We start from the raw sequence: 16,027 nt of genomic DNA on the forward strand, positions 1-16,027 counted from the left end.
TCCTTATTTAGTCTCAGCGGCTTTGAGTTCCTGAAAATCGTTCAGCTCGCGATAGTTGTTCCGGCGTTTTTCAAGATCGGACTGAATCTGCTTCATGGTTTCGCGATCGACCTTCAGCAGACGAACCACGCCCGCGGTAATGAGGTACCCGACGCCAGGAATCACGGTAAAGAGCAGCACGATGCCGTTGATGGCGTCCGCGCTTTGCGCTTTTGCACCCGCGTCGTAACCGTACCAGGAGAGCAGGAAGCCCACCATCGCCCCGGCAATCGCCAGCCCCAGCTTGAGGAAGAAGATGTTGCCGGAGAAACTGATCCCGGTGATGCGTTTACCGGTTTTCCATTCGCCGTAGTCATCCACGTCGGCCATCAGCGACCAGTGCAGCGGAGACGGGATCTGGTGCAGGATGTTCAGCAGGAAGTAGAGCACCACAATGGTCACGGTGGCTTGCGGGTCGAAGAAGTAGAAGGCGCAGGAGAAAATCGCCAGGGCGATGTTGGTCCAGAAGAAGACCTTCAGCTTACACCAGCGGTCGGTCAGCACTTTTGCCAGCACGCTGCCGAGCATCATGCCCACCACGCCCAGGCTGATAAACAGGGTAGCGAAGTGGGTGCTCTGGCCCATGACCCAGGTGACGTAATACATGGTTGCCGCCATGCGGATAAAGCCCGGACAGACGTTGCACAGGGTCAGCAGCAGAATGCGGACCCACTGGTCGTTCTTCCACACGTCTTTCAGATCGTTTTTCAGTTCGTCATTGGTTTGCACCGCCGGACGCACGCGCTCGCGCACGGTAGAAAAGCTGAACAGGAACATGCAGGTGCCAATCAGCGCCAGCACGGTCATCGCCATCTGGTAGCCTTTAGCTTTGTCCTCGCCGCCGAACCAGTCGGCCATCGGCAGCAGCGTCAGCGACAGCAGCAGCGTGGCGATGCCGACCATCACGAAGCGGTAGGACTGACAGGCTACGCGCTCTTTCGGATCGTTGGTGATCACGCCGCCCAGCGAGCAGTAAGGAATATTGATGGCCGTATAGGTCAGAGAGAGCAGGAAGTAGGTAACAAAGGCATAGATAACTTTGCTGTTGTAGGTCCAGTCCGGGGTGGTAAACATCAGGATGCTGAACAGCGCATAGGGGAAGGCGATCCATAAAAGCCATGGACGAAAACGCCCATACTTACTGCGGGTACGATCGGCAATGGCGCCCATAATCGGGTCGGTAACGGCATCGATGACGCGTACGGAGAGCAGCAGCACGCCCACCAGCGCCGGGGCCAGGCCGAAAATATCCGTATAAAAATAGTTCACAAACAACATGATGGCGCCAAAGATGATATTGCATCCGGCATCCCCCATTCCATAGCCGATCTTTTCTTTTACTGACAGTTTATTGTTATCCATCGACGATTCTCCGAGTTACGGTATGGAGAGAATTATTCGCTGCCAAAGCAAAATATGCGTTGCAGTATAACGTCGGTGATATGGATAAAATGGCTGTAGACGGGAAAGTGTGAGGAAGGTAACAACCCTCTGCGTCCGGCGGGACGCAGAGGGATAGAACATTAATGCGCTTTTACGGCTTTGGCATTTTTCTCTTTAAACATATAGCCGACGCCGAGGATGATAATCCAGACCGGGATCAGGTAGACCGAAATCGCCATGCCCGGGGTCATCAGCATGATAATCAGCACCGCCGCCATGAAGAGCAGACAGACCCAGTTACCCAGCGGGTAGAGCAGGGCAGGGAAGCGCGTTTTCACGCCCTGCTGCTGCTTCGCACGACGGAATTTCATGTGTGCCAGGCTAATCATCGCCCAGTTGATTACCAGGGCGGAAACCACCAGCGCCATCAGCAGGCCGAAGGCCGATTCCGGTGCCAGGTAGTTGATCAGCACGCACAGCGCTGTCACAACCGCCGACACGATAATGGTGTTAACCGGCACGCCACGCTTATCGACATTGAGCAGCGCTTTCGGGGCGTTGCCCTGCTGGGCCAGGCCGAACAGCATACGGCTGTTGCAGTAAACGCAGCTGTTATAGACCGACAGCGCCGCGGTCAGTACCACTACGTTCAGGGCGTTAGCCACGAAGGTGTCGCCCAGCTCGTGGAAGATCAGGACAAACGGGCTGGTGTCAGCGGTGACGCGGGTCCACGGCAGCAGGGAAAGCAGCACGGCCAGCGAGCCCACATAGAAGATCAGGATACGGTAGATCACCTGGTTGGTCGCTTTCGGGATGCTCTGCTCCGGGTTGTCTGCTTCAGCGGCGGTGATACCCACCAGCTCCAGACCACCGAAGGAGAACATAATGATCGCCATCATCATGACCAGACCGGTCATACCGTGCGGCAGGAAGCCGCCCTGATCCCAGAGGTTGCTCACGCTGGCCTGCGGACCACCGTTGCCGCTGAAAAGCAGCCAGCCGCCAAACAGGATCATCGCCACAACCGCGATAACTTTAATAATGGCGAACCAGAACTCCATCTCACCGAACACTTTCACGTTGGTGAGGTTAATGGCGTTGATCACCACGAAGAAGACCGCCGCGGAGACCCAAGTCGGGATCTCAGGCCACCAGAACTGGACGTATTTACCGACCGCGGTCAGTTCCGCCATCGCCACCAGCACATACAGCACCCAGTAGTTCCAGCCGGACGCGAATCCGGCAAAGCTGCCCCAGTATTTATAGGCAAAATGGCTGAAGGAACCGGCTACCGGCTCTTCGACCACCATTTCACCCAGCTGACGCATAATAAGAAAGGCGATAAAACCGGCAATGGCGTAACCCAGAATAATTCCCGGACCGGCAGACTGAATAACCGATGCGCTGCCCAGGAACAGGCCGGTACCGATAGCGCCACCGAGAGCAATAAGCTGAATATGGCGGTTTTTAAGGCCGCGCTTCAGCTGATCGCCGTGCTGTTGACCATCCATTATGAAACCTCGTGTGTGGTTGTTATGTTCACGCTCTGGCGTGTGTAATTATGAAATTCCATTTCATGTATTTATTAGTTTACGGTTCAATTGGCTGAAAAAACCGGATGTGTCTTCCGTATTTGGAAGAATAGTGTTAAGCGACGGCGAATGCACCTGCTTTATGCGAGGAGAAAGCGAGTTCGAATAAAAAGAAAGCATTTGTAAATCGTCCCGTTTAAGTCCCTTTATCAACCTATAGAATAAAAATGCTCCATAAGTGGGCAGTTTTTCACTTTTTGCTCCGCTAAATCGGTTCAGATCGCACTTTTCCCCGTTTCGATAAAGTTAAAACTGCCTCTTTGGGAGTAATCAATTCATTTGTGCAGAGTTACATTTTTGAAACGTTATTTCTGTAAGGTTGTTAAAATAAGCAGGGTTTACTGATTTCGGTCAAAACCAATATGGACAGAAGGTGAATACTTTGTTACTTTAGCGATACGAATATGAAATTGGTAAGACCAATTGACTCCGGGCAAAAAGGCGTAAGACAGGGAATATGGCCTACAGCAAAATTCGCCAACCAAAATTATCCGATGTGATTGAGCAGCAGCTGGAGTTTTTGATCCTTGAGGGGACCCTGCGCCCCGGTGAAAAACTGCCACCTGAACGCGAACTGGCTAAACAGTTCGACGTTTCCCGTCCCTCGCTGCGTGAGGCGATCCAACGTCTCGAAGCCAAGGGCTTACTGCTTCGTCGCCAGGGTGGCGGAACCTTTGTGCAAAACAGCCTGTGGCAGAGTTTCAGCGACCCGTTAGTGGAGCTGCTCTCCGACCACCCAGAATCCCAGTTCGATCTGCTTGAGACCCGTCACGCGCTGGAAGGCATCGCGGCTTACTACGCGGCGCTGCGCAGCAATGATGAAGATCGTGAACGCATTCGCGAACTCCATCAGGCCATTGAACGGGCCCAACAGTCCGGCGATCTCGACGCCGAGTCCGACGCCGTCGTCCAGTATCAAATTGCCGTCACTGAAGCAGCCCACAACGTGGTGCTCCTCCATCTGCTACGCTGCATGGAGCCAATGCTTGCCCAGAACGTTCGTCAGAATTTTGAATTGTTGTATGCCCGTCGGGAGATGCTCCCGCTGGTCAGCAACCATCGCACTCGTGTATTCGAGGCGATAATGGCCGGGGAGCCGGAGCAGGCGCGTGAAGCGTCGCACCGTCACCTGGCTTTCATTGAGGAAATCTTGCTGGACCGCAGCCGTGAACAGAGTCGTAGAGAACGTTCACTGCGCCGCATACAGCAACGAAAGGATTAAGCGCCAGTTTTTTAGAGCGCGGCAACTAAACGCAGAACCTGTCTTATTGTGTTCTTGCCCAAGAATACAATGGGACAGGTTCCAGACAAATCAACGTATTAGATAGATAAGGAATACCCCCATGTCAGAACGTCTCCAAAATGACGTGGATCCGATCGAAACTCGCGACTGGCAACAGGCGATCGAATCGGTCATCCGTGAAGAAGGTGTTGAGCGCGCTCAGTATCTGATTGAACAGATGCTTTCTGAAGCCCGCAAAGGTGGCGTGAAAGTAGCTGCAGGTGCAGGGGCTAATAACTACGTAAACACGATTGCCGTCGAAGACGAACCGGAATACCCGGGCAATCTGGATCTGGAACGCCGCATCCGTTCTGCAATTCGCTGGAACGCCATCATGACCGTTCTGCGCGCGTCCAAAAAAGATCTGGAGCTGGGCGGCCACATGGCTTCCTTCCAGTCTTCTGCAACCGTTTATGAAGTGTGCTTCAACCACTTCTTCCGCGCGCGCACCGAGAAAGACGGCGGCGACCTGGTGTACTTCCAGGGCCACATCTCTCCGGGCGTCTACGCACGTGCGTTCCTGGAAGGTCGTCTGACTGAAGAGCAGATGAACAACTTCCGTCAGGAAGTTCACGGTAAAGGCCTGTCTTCTTATCCGCACCCGAAACTGATGCCAGAATTCTGGCAGTTCCCGACCGTATCCATGGGTCTGGGTCCAATCGGTGCGATCTACCAGGCTAAATTCCTGAAATATCTGGAACACCGTGGTCTGAAAGACACCTCCCAGCAGACCGTTTACGCCTTCCTGGGCGACGGCGAAATGGATGAGCCAGAATCTAAAGGTGCGATCACCATCGCGACCCGTGAGAAGCTGGACAACCTGTGCTTCATCATCAACTGTAACCTCCAGCGTCTGGATGGTCCGGTAACCGGTAACGGCAAGATCATCAACGAACTGGAAGGCATCTTCGCAGGTGCTGGCTGGAACGTGATTAAAGTCATGTGGGGCGGTCGTTGGGATGAGCTGCTGCGTAAAGACACCAGCGGTAAGCTGCTTCAGCTGATGCAGGAAACCGTTGACGGCGACTACCAGACCTTCAAATCCAAAGACGGTGCCTACGTACGTGAGCACTTCTTCGGTAAATACCCTGAGACCGCAGCGCTGGTTGCAGACTGGACTGACGATCAGATCTGGGCCCTGAACCGTGGTGGTCACGATCCGAAGAAAGTCTACGCTGCACTGAAAAAAGCGCAGGAAACCAAAGGCAAAGCAACTGTAATCCTGGCTCATACCGTTAAAGGTTATGGCATGGGTGACACTGCCGAAGGTAAAAACATCGCGCACCAGGTTAAGAAAATGAACATGGACGGCGTGCGTTATATCCGCGACCGTTTCAACGTTCCAGTAACCGACGAGCAGGTTGAAAACCTCTCTTACATCACCTTCCCTGAAGGTTCTGAAGAGCACACCTATCTGCACGCTCAGCGTCAGAAACTGAACGGCTACCTGCCGTCCCGTCAGGTGAACTTCACTGAGAAACTGGAACTGCCAGCGCTGGAAGACTTCTCTCAGCTGCTGGAAGAGCAGAACAAAGAGATCTCCACCACTATTGCCTTCGTTCGTGCCCTGAACGTGATGCTGAAGAACAAGTCGATCAAAGATCGTCTGGTTCCAATCATTGCTGACGAAGCGCGTACCTTCGGTATGGAAGGTCTGTTCCGTCAGATCGGTATCTACAGCCCGAACGGTCAGCAGTACACCCCGCAGGACCGCGAGCAGGTTGCATACTACAAAGAAGACGAGAAAGGTCAGATCCTGCAGGAAGGTATCAACGAGCTGGGTGCAGGCGCATCCTGGCTGGCTGCTGCGACCTCTTACAGCACTAACAACCTGCCGATGATCCCGTTCTACATCTACTACTCCATGTTCGGTTTCCAGCGTATCGGTGACCTGTGCTGGCAGGCTGGCGACCAACAGGCTCGCGGCTTCCTGGTAGGTGGTACTTCCGGTCGTACGACCCTGAACGGTGAAGGTCTGCAGCACGAAGATGGTCACAGCCACATTCAGTCTCTGACTATCCCTAACTGTATCTCTTACGACCCGTCGTACGCGTACGAAGTGGCAGTCATCATGCATGACGGTCTGACCCGTATGTACGGTGAAGCGCAAGAGAACATTTACTACTACATCACCACCCTGAACGAAAACTACCACATGCCGGCCATGCCAGCAGGTGCCGAGGAAGGTATCCGTAAAGGTATCTACAAACTTGAAACCGTTGCAGGTAGCAAAGGTAAAGTTCAGCTGCTGGGCTCCGGCTCTATCCTGCGTCACGTCCGTGAAGCAGCACAGATCCTGGCGAACGACTACGGCGTAGGTTCTGACGTTTACAGCGTAACCTCCTTCACCGAACTGGCACGTGATGGCCAGGATTGTGAGCGCTGGAACATGCTGCACCCAATGGAAACCCCACGCGTTCCGTACATCGCTCAGGTGATGAACGACGCGCCAGCGGTGGCTTCTACTGACTATATGAAACTGTTCGCTGAGCAGGTTCGTACTTACGTACCAGCTGATGACTATCGCGTTCTGGGTACTGACGGCTTCGGTCGTTCTGACAGCCGCGAAAACCTGCGTCACCACTTCGAAGTTGATGCTTCTTACGTGGTTGTAGCAGCACTGGGCGAACTGGCTAAACGTGGCGAAATCGATAAGAAAGTGGTTGCGGATGCAATTACCAAATTCAACATCGATGCAGAAAAAGTTAACCCGCGTCTGGCGTAAGAGGTAAAAGAATAATGGCTATCGAAATCAATGTACCGGACATCGGGGCTGATGAAGTTGAAATCACCGAGATCCTGGTCAAAGTAGGCGACAAAGTTGAAGCTGAACAGTCGCTGATCACCGTAGAAGGCGACAAAGCCTCTATGGAAGTCCCGTCTCCACAGGCTGGCATCGTTAAAGAGATCAAAGTCTCTGTTGGCGATAAAACCGAGACTGGCAAACTGATCATGATTTTCGATTCCGCCGACGGTGCAGCAGCTGCAGCACCTGCGCAGGAAGAGAAGAAAGAAGCCGCTCCGGCCGCCGCTGCTCCAGCAGCTGCCGCGAGCGCGAAAGAAGTCAATGTGCCTGACATCGGCGGTGACGAAGTTGAAGTCACTGAGATCCTGGTGAAAGTAGGCGATACCGTTGCGGCCGAGCAGTCTCTGATCACCGTAGAAGGCGACAAAGCCTCTATGGAAGTCCCGGCGCCGTTCGCGGGTACCGTTAAAGAGATCAAGATCAACACCGGCGACAAAGTGTCTACCGGCTCCCTGATCATGGTCTTCGAAGTGGCAGGCGCAGCGCCTGCTGCCGCCCCTGCTCAGGCTGCTGCTCCGGCACAGGCTGCTGCTCCAGCCGCGGCTGGCGGTGCGAAAGACGTTAACGTACCGGACATCGGCGGTGACGAAGTTGAAGTGACCGAAGTGATGGTGAAAGTGGGCGACAAAGTTGCTGCTGAACAGTCACTGATCACCGTTGAAGGCGACAAAGCTTCTATGGAAGTGCCTGCGCCGTTCGCGGGTACCGTTAAAGAGATCAAAATCAGCACCGGCGACAAAGTGTCTACCGGCTCCCTGATTATGGTCTTCGAAGTGGAAGGCGCTGCGCCTGCTGCGGCTCCGGCTGCCGCTGCCGCTCCGGCACCTGCTGCTGCACCGGCTCAGGCTGCTAAACCTGCGGCACCAGCTGCGAAAGCGGAAGGCAAATCTGAGTTCGCTGAAAACGACGCTTACGTCCACGCGACTCCGCTGATTCGTCGCCTGGCGCGCGAATTTGGTGTGAACCTGGCGAAAGTGAAAGGCACCGGTCGTAAAGGCCGTATCCTGCGCGAAGACGTTCAGGCTTACGTGAAAGACGCGGTGAAACGCGCCGAAGCTGCACCTGCTGCAGCCACCGGTGGCGGTATCCCGGGCATGCTGCCATGGCCGAAAGTGGACTTCAGCAAGTTCGGCGAAATCGAAGAAGTGGAACTGGGCCGTATCCAGAAGATCTCTGGTGCGAACCTGAGCCGTAACTGGGTGATGATCCCGCACGTTACCCACTTCGATAAAACTGATATCACCGATCTGGAAGCGTTCCGTAAACAGCAGAACGCCGAAGCTGAGAAGCGTAAACTGGACGTGAAATTCACCCCAGTGGTCTTCATCATGAAAGCCGTTGCTGCGGCGCTTGAGCAGATGCCACGCTTCAACAGCTCCCTGTCCGAAGACGGCCAGAAGCTGACGCTGAAGAAATACATCAACATCGGTGTTGCGGTTGATACGCCAAATGGTCTGGTTGTTCCGGTCTTCAAAGACGTGAACAAGAAGAGCATCACTGAGCTGTCCCGTGAACTGACCGTGATCTCCAAGAAAGCGCGTGATGGTAAGCTGACTGCCGGCGAAATGCAGGGCGGCTGCTTCACTATCTCCAGCATCGGCGGCCTGGGCACCACCCACTTCGCGCCGATCGTGAACGCGCCGGAAGTGGCGATCCTCGGTGTCTCCAAGTCTGCGATGGAGCCGGTGTGGAATGGTAAAGAGTTTATGCCGCGTCTGATGATGCCGATTTCTCTCTCCTTCGACCACCGCGTGATCGACGGTGCTGATGGTGCGCGCTTCATTACCATCATCAACAACACCCTGAGCGACATTCGCCGCCTGGTGATGTAATCGAAGAGCCGGCCTGACGGCCGGCTTTTTTCTGGTAATCTCATGCAGTTCGTGAGTTTATTGGCGAAAGCAAAAATTCGTGAGCCGTTTGTTGTTTAAAAATTGTTAACAATTTTGTAAAATGCGAGCGGATAGAACGACCCGGTGGACGACGGGTATAAATTAAGAGGTCATGATGAGCACAGAAATCAAAACTCAGGTCGTAGTACTTGGGGCAGGCCCGGCAGGTTATTCCGCAGCATTCCGTGCCGCGGATTTAGGTCTGGAAACCGTCATCGTAGAACGTTACAACACCCTCGGTGGTGTTTGTCTGAACGTCGGCTGTATCCCTTCTAAAGCGCTGCTGCACGTAGCCAAAGTTATCGAAGAAGCCAAAGCGCTGGCTGAACACGGTATCGTCTTCGGCGAGCCGAAAACCGATATCGACAAGATTCGTACCTGGAAAGAGAAAGTTATCACTCAGCTGACCGGCGGTCTGGCCGGTATGGCCAAAGGCCGTAAAGTGAAAGTGGTAAACGGTCTGGGTAAATTTACCGGGGCAAACACCCTGGAAGTGGAAGGCGAAAACGGCAAAACCGTGATCAACTTCGACAACGCGATCATCGCGGCGGGCTCCCGTCCGATCGAACTGCCATTCATTCCACATGAAGATCCACGCGTGTGGGACTCCACCGATGCGCTGGAGCTGAAAACCGTTCCTGAACGCCTGCTGGTTATGGGTGGCGGTATCATCGGTCTGGAAATGGGCACTGTATACCATGCGCTGGGTTCACAGATTGACGTGGTTGAAATGTTTGACCAGGTTATCCCGGCTGCTGACAAAGACATCGTTAAAGTCTTCACCAAACGCATCAGCAAGAAGTTCAACCTGATGCTGGAAACCAAAGTGACTGCCGTTGAAGCGAAAGAAGACGGTATTTACGTTTCCATGGAAGGCAAAAAAGCCCCATCCGAGCCACAGCGTTACGACGCCGTGCTGGTGGCTATCGGCCGTGTGCCGAACGGTAAAAACCTGGATGCAGGTGCAGCGGGCGTGGAAGTTGACGACCGTGGCTTCATCCGCGTTGACAAGCAGCTGCGCACCAACGTGCCGCACATCTTTGCTATCGGCGATATCGTCGGTCAGCCAATGCTGGCGCACAAAGGTGTTCACGAAGGCCACGTTGCCGCAGAAGTTATTGCCGGTATGAAGCACTACTTCGATCCGAAAGTGATCCCATCTATCGCTTACACCGAGCCAGAAGTTGCCTGGGTGGGTCTGACCGAGAAAGAAGCGAAAGAGAAAGGCATCAGCTACGAAACCGCCACCTTCCCGTGGGCTGCTTCTGGCCGTGCTATCGCTTCCGACTGCGCAGACGGTATGACCAAACTGATCTTCGACAAAGAGACTCACCGTGTGATCGGTGGTGCGATTGTCGGCACCAACGGCGGCGAGCTGCTGGGTGAAATCGGTCTGGCGATCGAAATGGGCTGTGACGCTGAAGACATCGCGCTGACCATCCACGCTCACCCGACTCTGCACGAGTCTGTTGGCCTGGCGGCAGAAGTGTTCGAAGGCAGCATCACTGACCTGCCAAACGCGAAAGCGAAGAAGAAGTAATTTTCTTCCGGCATGAAAAAAGCGGCTCTCGAGCCGCTTTTTTTATCCTGCAAAAACCTACTGCGCCACCAGTTGCCAGCCATCGTCCGGGTTAAAGGTCGGCATCGCTTTCGCTTCCTCCGCTGACTTCTCGCCCAGATTGGCCTGCCACACCCGATCGTTGCCGTTAATCATAAAGCTCATCACTCCGGTCTCGCCGTAGCTCACCGGCCAGGCGATCATCGCAAAGCCTGATATGCTGTCCGGCAGGATGCGGAAATGGTAGCCGTGATACCCCTGACCCGGCTCTTTCGGGCTGAAAGCCGGGCCGAGCGGGCTGGGCGCTTCACCGGGTTTCACCGGCCAGTAGAGCCCGTCTTTTTTACCCTCGCTGCTGACAATTTTCTGCGCATACTGGGTGGTGAGGGCGTAATAGCTCTCCTGCGCATCCACGTAAGCGTGCAGTGCCTCGATGGCGGCCAGCTCGTTGCGGCCCACTTCGCGGTTGAGGATCTCCTCTTTGGCTTCCTGCATATCGAACTGCCAGCCCTCGGCGCGTTTCACCACCGGGATTGGCAGCTGCCAGTGGTACTCGCCCACGGTGAGCCAGGCCATGTCGCCGTCGATCACCGTGTGATGGTTCACCTGCCAGTCGCGCTTAAAGCGATCCACCGCTTCCGGGTCAACGCCATCGGACGGTAAAAAGGTGCGCCAGTCCTCGCCGAGCAGGTTGCCGAGCTCTTTGTCGTTCTGCTCGTTAATCGCCTTCGCCAGCGCATCGGTTGCCTGTTCGGGCGTGCTGAAATGCTGTTGGGCAAAGACGCCGGTCGATACCATGAACAGCATCATTGCGCTAAGTAATTTACTTTTCATTGTCGTCTCCCTTAACGATGACGTAGTTCACGGTGTTCACCGCCGCCCCGGCGTTCAGACATCTGGGCTCTGCCGCCGCTGCGCTGTTCCAGATTGCGGGCCGACTGCTGACGGCTCTGCATCCCACGCTGCTGCTGCGCCTGCCAGTTGGCCGAGCGGCTGTCGTTGCCGCTGAGGGCGTTGGCCCGCTGGTGCGTCTGCGTTGCCCGCTGCCGGGTCTGCTCGCTGCGCTGTTGCGGCTGCGTCTTGCGGGCGGTCTCATGACGTGTCGCCGTACGCTGGGTATTGCTTTCCCGTTTTGCGGTATGCGGGCGATCGCTGTCGTATCCCCGGTAGTTATCGCGCCGGGAGATTTGATTCAGCTGCTGGTTTGCCGCCTGACGCTGCCCGTCACGGGTAGCCGGACGCGCCGTCTGGGACAGATTTTTGCCCGTTGAACGCTCCATCTGGGTCATTGCCGCCTGGCGCTGGGCGTCGCGATTAACCGTACTTTGCGGCGTTGTGGCCCTGACGCTGGTATTGGCGGTCCGGCGCACGGCGGTGTTGTTCTGCGGATAGCGGTTATTCAGCTGGCTGGTGGCGTAGGGCACGCCGCCGCGATAGGCCGGGTTGTGCTGCCAGCCGCGGTTGGCATCCAGTCGCTCGCCACTGATTTTATTGAAGTTATCCACGTTGATGTTGATGTTGTTATCACCATTACGCGAATAGCCACCGTGGTGATCGCCCCCATGATGGTCGTGATCCCAGTCATCATCGTCATCCCAGTCGATATTGCTGAAGATGGCGTAGGTCGTGGCGACCCCGAGGCTGAAGCCCAGCCCTTTGACCAGGCTGTCGGTGAACTGCTCCCCCGGAGGCGGCGGCAGATAGACCGGTGGGTAGCTGGTGTTCGGCCAGGTGCCGTAAACCGTGCTGGGGTTGTAGGTCGGGACGTACACTACCTGCGGATCGGCGGATTCAATCTTGATGACCGTCGGGGCAGGGGATGATGTCGAGGTTGAGGTTGAGGTTGAGGTCGAAGCAGAGGCTTTTGGTGGTTCGGTTTTCGCCACCGTCGTCACCGTCTGCTGCGGTGTGGACTGCAGGGCGCCGGTCTGCTGCGCCAGCAGGCGTAAGCGCTGAACGGAGTCCATCACATCCTTCGGCTGGGCAAGAAACGCGTCGCCGAGATTCTGCACCCAGGGCGGATTTTCCCCCATCAGCGACATCAGCTGCGGGAAGGCGACCAGCGATTTCACGCTCGGATCCCAGGGCTGCCCCGCGACGGCCTGCACCGCCGCATCCCCCTGCATGCGGGGATTATCCCGCGACCACTGGGCCGCCTGGATCACGTTCGCCGGATAGGTGGCGGCCATCAACACTTGCGACAGCAGCGCGTCCGGGTAGAGGGCAACCGGGGCAACCCACTGATCGATTTGCGCTGCGGTGTAGGCCACCGGCACCTGAGGTACAGCCGCCGGGGCGGTTTGCGCTGTCGGCGCGGGCTGTACGGGTGGCGGTGGCTGAGTGAGGGTATCCGGTGCGCGGCTATTAACGTAGACGACGCCTGAGGCGGCTAACAGCCCGGCGCTACACAGGAGAGCAAGCAGATGTGGCTTAAGGGGCAACTTCATAATAAGACTCCGACGAGAGCGAGGCCGTAAGGCGTTTACGTTGCCGCGAGTATATGCACCCGGGTATTACTTTTTTGACTTAAACTGGGAACCGTGCCGACCGGCCGGAGAAAGAGTGTGAGCATTTATTACACAGATTATATCCGATGACGCAGAATCCGTTGGGGTTTCAAAAGACACTCGCAAGCTGCTTTTTTGCGGAGAAAATTCTTCCCGCCACGCCGCTATACCATGCTTAACGATTCAGCAAACAATTTAATGTTGCTTTTTTGTAAACGGATTAACACTGTGTGAAAATCCTGCTATGCTGCCCGACGCGGTATCGGGCATTTACCCTACAAACTGCTGTCTCACAGGAGCGTGAAGAGAACGCCGGCCGCATATGACAATGAGAGCGAGGAGAACCGTCGTGCTAGAAGAATACCGTAAGCACGTAGCAGAACGTGCCGCCGAGGGGATTGTACCGAAACCCTTAGATGCTACCCAGATGGCTGGGCTCGTCGAGCTGCTGAAGAATCCGCCACAAGGCGAAGAAGAATTCCTGTTAGATCTGTTGATCAACCGTGTACCGCCAGGCGTCGATGAAGCCGCCTACGTCAAAGCCGGTTTCCTTGCTGCGATTGCTAAAGGCGACGCAACCTCCCCACTGGTTACCCCTGAAAAAGCGATTGAACTGCTCGGCACCATGCAGGGTGGTTATAACATTCATCCGCTGATTGATGCGCTGGACAGCGATACGCTGGCGCCGATTGCCGCCAAAGCCCTGTCCCATACGCTGCTGATGTTCGATAACTTCTATGACGTCGAAGAGAAAGCGAAAGCGGGCAACACCTACGCGAAGCAGGTCATGCAGTCCTGGGCTGACGCTGAATGGTTCCTGAGCCGCCCTGCGCTGGCGGAAAAAATGACCGTCACCGTCTTCAAGGTGACCGGCGAAACCAACACCGATGACCTCTCTCCGGCGCCGGATGCCTGGTCACGCCCGGATATCCCACTGCACGCCCTGGCGATGCTGAAAAACGCCCGTGAAGGCATTGAGCCGGATCAGCCGGGTGCCGTAGGCCCGATCAAGCAGATCGAAGCGCTGCAGCAGAAAGGTTTCCCGCTGGCCTACGTCGGTGACGTCGTCGGTACCGGTTCTTCCCGTAAATCCGCGACCAACTCCGTGCTGTGGTTTATGGGCGATGACATCCCTCACGTGCCGAACAAACGCGGCGGCGGTCTGTGCCTCGGCGGCAAAATTGCCCCTATCTTCTTCAACACCATGGAAGATGCTGGCGCACTGCCAATCGAAGTTGACGTGAATAACCTGAACATGGGCGACGTGATTGACGTTTACCCGTTCAAAGGCGAAGTGCGCAACCACGAAACCAACGAACTGCTGGCAAGCTTTGAGCTGAAAACCGACGTGCTGATCGACGAAGTGCGTGCCGGTGGCCGTATCCCGCTGATCATCGGTCGCGGCCTGACCACCAAGGCGCGTGAAGCGCTGGGTCTGCCGCACAGCGACGTATTCCGTCAGGCGAAAGACGTTGCGGAAAGCAACCGTGGTTACTCTCTGGCGCAAAAAATGGTGGGTCGCGCATGCGGCGTAGCCGGTATCCGTCCGGGTGCTTACTGCGAGCCGAAGATGACCTCCGTGGGCTCTCAGGACACCACCGGTCCAATGACCCGTGACGAACTGAAAGACCTGGCGTGCCTGGGCTTCTCGTCTGACCTGGTGATGCAGTCCTTCTGCCACACCGCGGCCTATCCGAAGCCGGTTGACGTCACCACGCACCACACGCTGCCGGACTTCATTATGAACCGCGGCGGTGTCTCTCTGCGTCCGGGCGACGGCGTGATCCACTCCTGGCTGAACCGCATGCTGCTGCCGGATACCGTCGGTACCGGTGGTGACTCCCACACCCGTTTCCCGATTGGGATCTCCTTCCCGGCGGGCTCTGGTCTGGTGGCCTTTGCGGCTGCAACCGGCGTGATGCCGCTGGACATGCCGGAATCCGTTCTGGTGCGTTTCAAAGGTAAAATGCAGCCGGGCATCACCCTGCGTGACCTGGTCCATGCGATCCCGCTGTACGCCATCAAACAGGGCCTGCTGACCGTTGAGAAGAAAGGTAAGAAAAACATCTTCTCTGGCCGCATCCTCGAGATCGAAGGTCTGCCGGATCTGAAAGTTGAGCAGGCGTTCGAACTGACCGATGCCTCCGCTGAGCGTTCCGCTGCGGGCTGTACCATCAAGCTGAACCAGGCGCCAATCGAAGAGTACCTGACCTCCAACATCGTGCTGCTGAAGTGGATGATCGCTGAAGGCTACGGCGACCGTCGTACCCTGGAGCGTCGTATTCAGGGCATGGAGAAATGGTTGGCGGATCCACAGCTGCTGGAAGCCGATGCTGACGCAGAATACGCGGCGGTTATCGACATCGATCTGGCCGACATCAAAGAGCCAATCCTGTGTGCACCGAACGATCCAGACGACGCGCGTCTGCTCTCTGACGTCCAGGGCGACAAGATCGACGAAGTGTTCATCGGTTCCTGTATGACCAACATCGGTCACTTCCGTGCTGCCGGTAAACTGCTGGATACCCACAAAGGCCAGCTGCCGACCCGTCTGTGGGTGGCACCGCCAACCCGTATGGACGCGGCTCAGCTGACCGAAGAGGGCTACTACAGCGTGTTCGGTAAGAGCGGGGCGCGTATCGAAATCCCTGGCTGTTCCCTGTGTATGGGCAACCAGGCGCGCGTGGCTGACGGTGCGACTGTGGTTTCCACCTCAACCCGTAACTTCCCGAACCGTTTAGGTACCGGTGCAAACGTCTACCTGGCCTCTGCGGAGCTGGCGGCAGTTGCGGCGCTGATTGGCAAGCTGCCAACGCCGGAAGAGTACCAGACCTTTGTGGCGCAGGTTGATAAGACCGCGGTAGATACCTATCGCTATCTGAACTTCGATCAGCTCTCTCAGTACACCGAGAAGGCTGACGGGGTGATCTTCCAGACAGCAGTATAATCACCGCACCCGTCTGAATGC

The 16,027-nt window shown here is 55.9% G+C and carries 9 protein-coding genes; 5 read left to right on the top strand and 4 right to left on the bottom strand.

What is annotated here, in order from left to right; genetic code table 11:
- Positions 1-3 precede the first annotated feature (3 nt).
- On the bottom strand, positions 4-1,401 hold the full coding sequence (locus tag ACP4QI_RS03600; RefSeq protein WP_285127351.1) for a glycoside-pentoside-hexuronide (GPH):cation symporter: 1,398 nt from the start codon (positions 1,399-1,401) through the stop codon (positions 4-6).
- Positions 1,402-1,562: 161 nt separating this feature from the next.
- Positions 1,563-2,933 carry an aromatic amino acid transporter AroP gene (gene aroP, locus ACP4QI_RS03605; protein WP_142488254.1) on the bottom strand — a complete coding sequence of 457 codons (1,371 nt, stop codon included), beginning with the start codon at positions 2,931-2,933 and terminating at the stop codon, positions 1,563-1,565.
- A gap of 538 nt (positions 2,934-3,471) precedes the next feature.
- On the opposite strand from aroP, the gene pdhR reads away from it, so the two are divergent.
- From pdhR to lpdA, 4 genes are all read left to right on the top strand, one after another.
- A complete protein-coding gene (pdhR, locus tag ACP4QI_RS03610; protein WP_103947083.1) occupies positions 3,472-4,236 on the top strand; it encodes a pyruvate dehydrogenase complex transcriptional repressor PdhR in 765 nt (254 codons plus the stop codon).
- Positions 4,237-4,357: 121 nt separating this feature from the next.
- Positions 4,358-7,021 (top strand): pyruvate dehydrogenase (acetyl-transferring), homodimeric type, encoded by a 2,664-nt coding sequence (gene aceE, locus ACP4QI_RS03615; RefSeq protein WP_142488255.1) that lies wholly within the window; start codon positions 4,358-4,360, stop codon positions 7,019-7,021.
- 14 nt (positions 7,022-7,035) lie between these two features.
- On the top strand, positions 7,036-8,934 hold the full coding sequence (aceF, locus tag ACP4QI_RS03620; protein ID WP_426495556.1) for a pyruvate dehydrogenase complex dihydrolipoyllysine-residue acetyltransferase: 1,899 nt from the start codon (positions 7,036-7,038) through the stop codon (positions 8,932-8,934).
- 175 nt (positions 8,935-9,109) lie between these two features.
- Complete coding sequence (gene lpdA / locus ACP4QI_RS03625; RefSeq protein WP_142488257.1) at positions 9,110-10,534, top strand: dihydrolipoyl dehydrogenase; 1,425 nt, start codon at positions 9,110-9,112, stop codon at positions 10,532-10,534.
- Between the two features lie 57 nt (positions 10,535-10,591).
- Here lpdA and ACP4QI_RS03630 read toward each other — a convergent pair whose 3' ends face one another.
- Together ACP4QI_RS03630 and ACP4QI_RS03635 are read right to left on the bottom strand one after the other, a co-directional pair.
- On the bottom strand, positions 10,592-11,386 hold the full coding sequence (locus ACP4QI_RS03630; protein ID WP_426495557.1) for a DUF2950 family protein: 795 nt from the start codon (positions 11,384-11,386) through the stop codon (positions 10,592-10,594).
- An 11-nt stretch (positions 11,387-11,397) separates the two neighbouring features.
- Positions 11,398-12,999: a DUF3300 domain-containing protein gene (locus tag ACP4QI_RS03635; RefSeq protein WP_426495558.1), complete on the bottom strand. Its 1,602-nt coding sequence runs from the start codon at positions 12,997-12,999 to the stop codon at positions 11,398-11,400.
- A gap of 409 nt (positions 13,000-13,408) precedes the next feature.
- On the opposite strand from ACP4QI_RS03635, the gene acnB reads away from it, so the two are divergent.
- Positions 13,409-16,006 carry a bifunctional aconitate hydratase 2/2-methylisocitrate dehydratase gene (gene acnB / locus ACP4QI_RS03640; protein ID WP_142488260.1) on the top strand — a complete coding sequence of 866 codons (2,598 nt, stop codon included), beginning with the start codon at positions 13,409-13,411 and terminating at the stop codon, positions 16,004-16,006.
- Positions 16,007-16,027: the final 21 nt, after the last annotated feature.

This window comes from Leclercia sp. TB492 (genome assembly GCF_049974505.2).
GTDB classification, from domain to species: domain Bacteria; phylum Pseudomonadota; class Gammaproteobacteria; order Enterobacterales; family Enterobacteriaceae; genus Enterobacter; species Enterobacter adecarboxylatus_C.

Excerpts from the sequence above, each read along its gene's own strand:
- ACP4QI_RS03600 (WP_285127351.1), bottom strand. The coding sequence starts at position 1,401 with ATGGATAACAATAAACTGTCAGTAAAAGAAAAGATCGGCTATGGAATG.
- aroP (WP_142488254.1), bottom strand. The coding sequence starts at position 2,933 with ATGGATGGTCAACAGCACGGCGATCAGCTGAAGCGCGGCCTTAAAAAC.
- pdhR (WP_103947083.1), top strand. The coding sequence starts at position 3,472 with ATGGCCTACAGCAAAATTCGCCAACCAAAATTATCCGATGTGATTGAG.
- aceE (WP_142488255.1), top strand. The coding sequence starts at position 4,358 with ATGTCAGAACGTCTCCAAAATGACGTGGATCCGATCGAAACTCGCGAC.
- aceF (WP_426495556.1), top strand. The coding sequence starts at position 7,036 with ATGGCTATCGAAATCAATGTACCGGACATCGGGGCTGATGAAGTTGAA.
- lpdA (WP_142488257.1), top strand. The coding sequence starts at position 9,110 with ATGAGCACAGAAATCAAAACTCAGGTCGTAGTACTTGGGGCAGGCCCG.
- ACP4QI_RS03630 (WP_426495557.1), bottom strand. The coding sequence starts at position 11,386 with ATGAAAAGTAAATTACTTAGCGCAATGATGCTGTTCATGGTATCGACC.
- ACP4QI_RS03635 (WP_426495558.1), bottom strand. The coding sequence starts at position 12,999 with ATGAAGTTGCCCCTTAAGCCACATCTGCTTGCTCTCCTGTGTAGCGCC.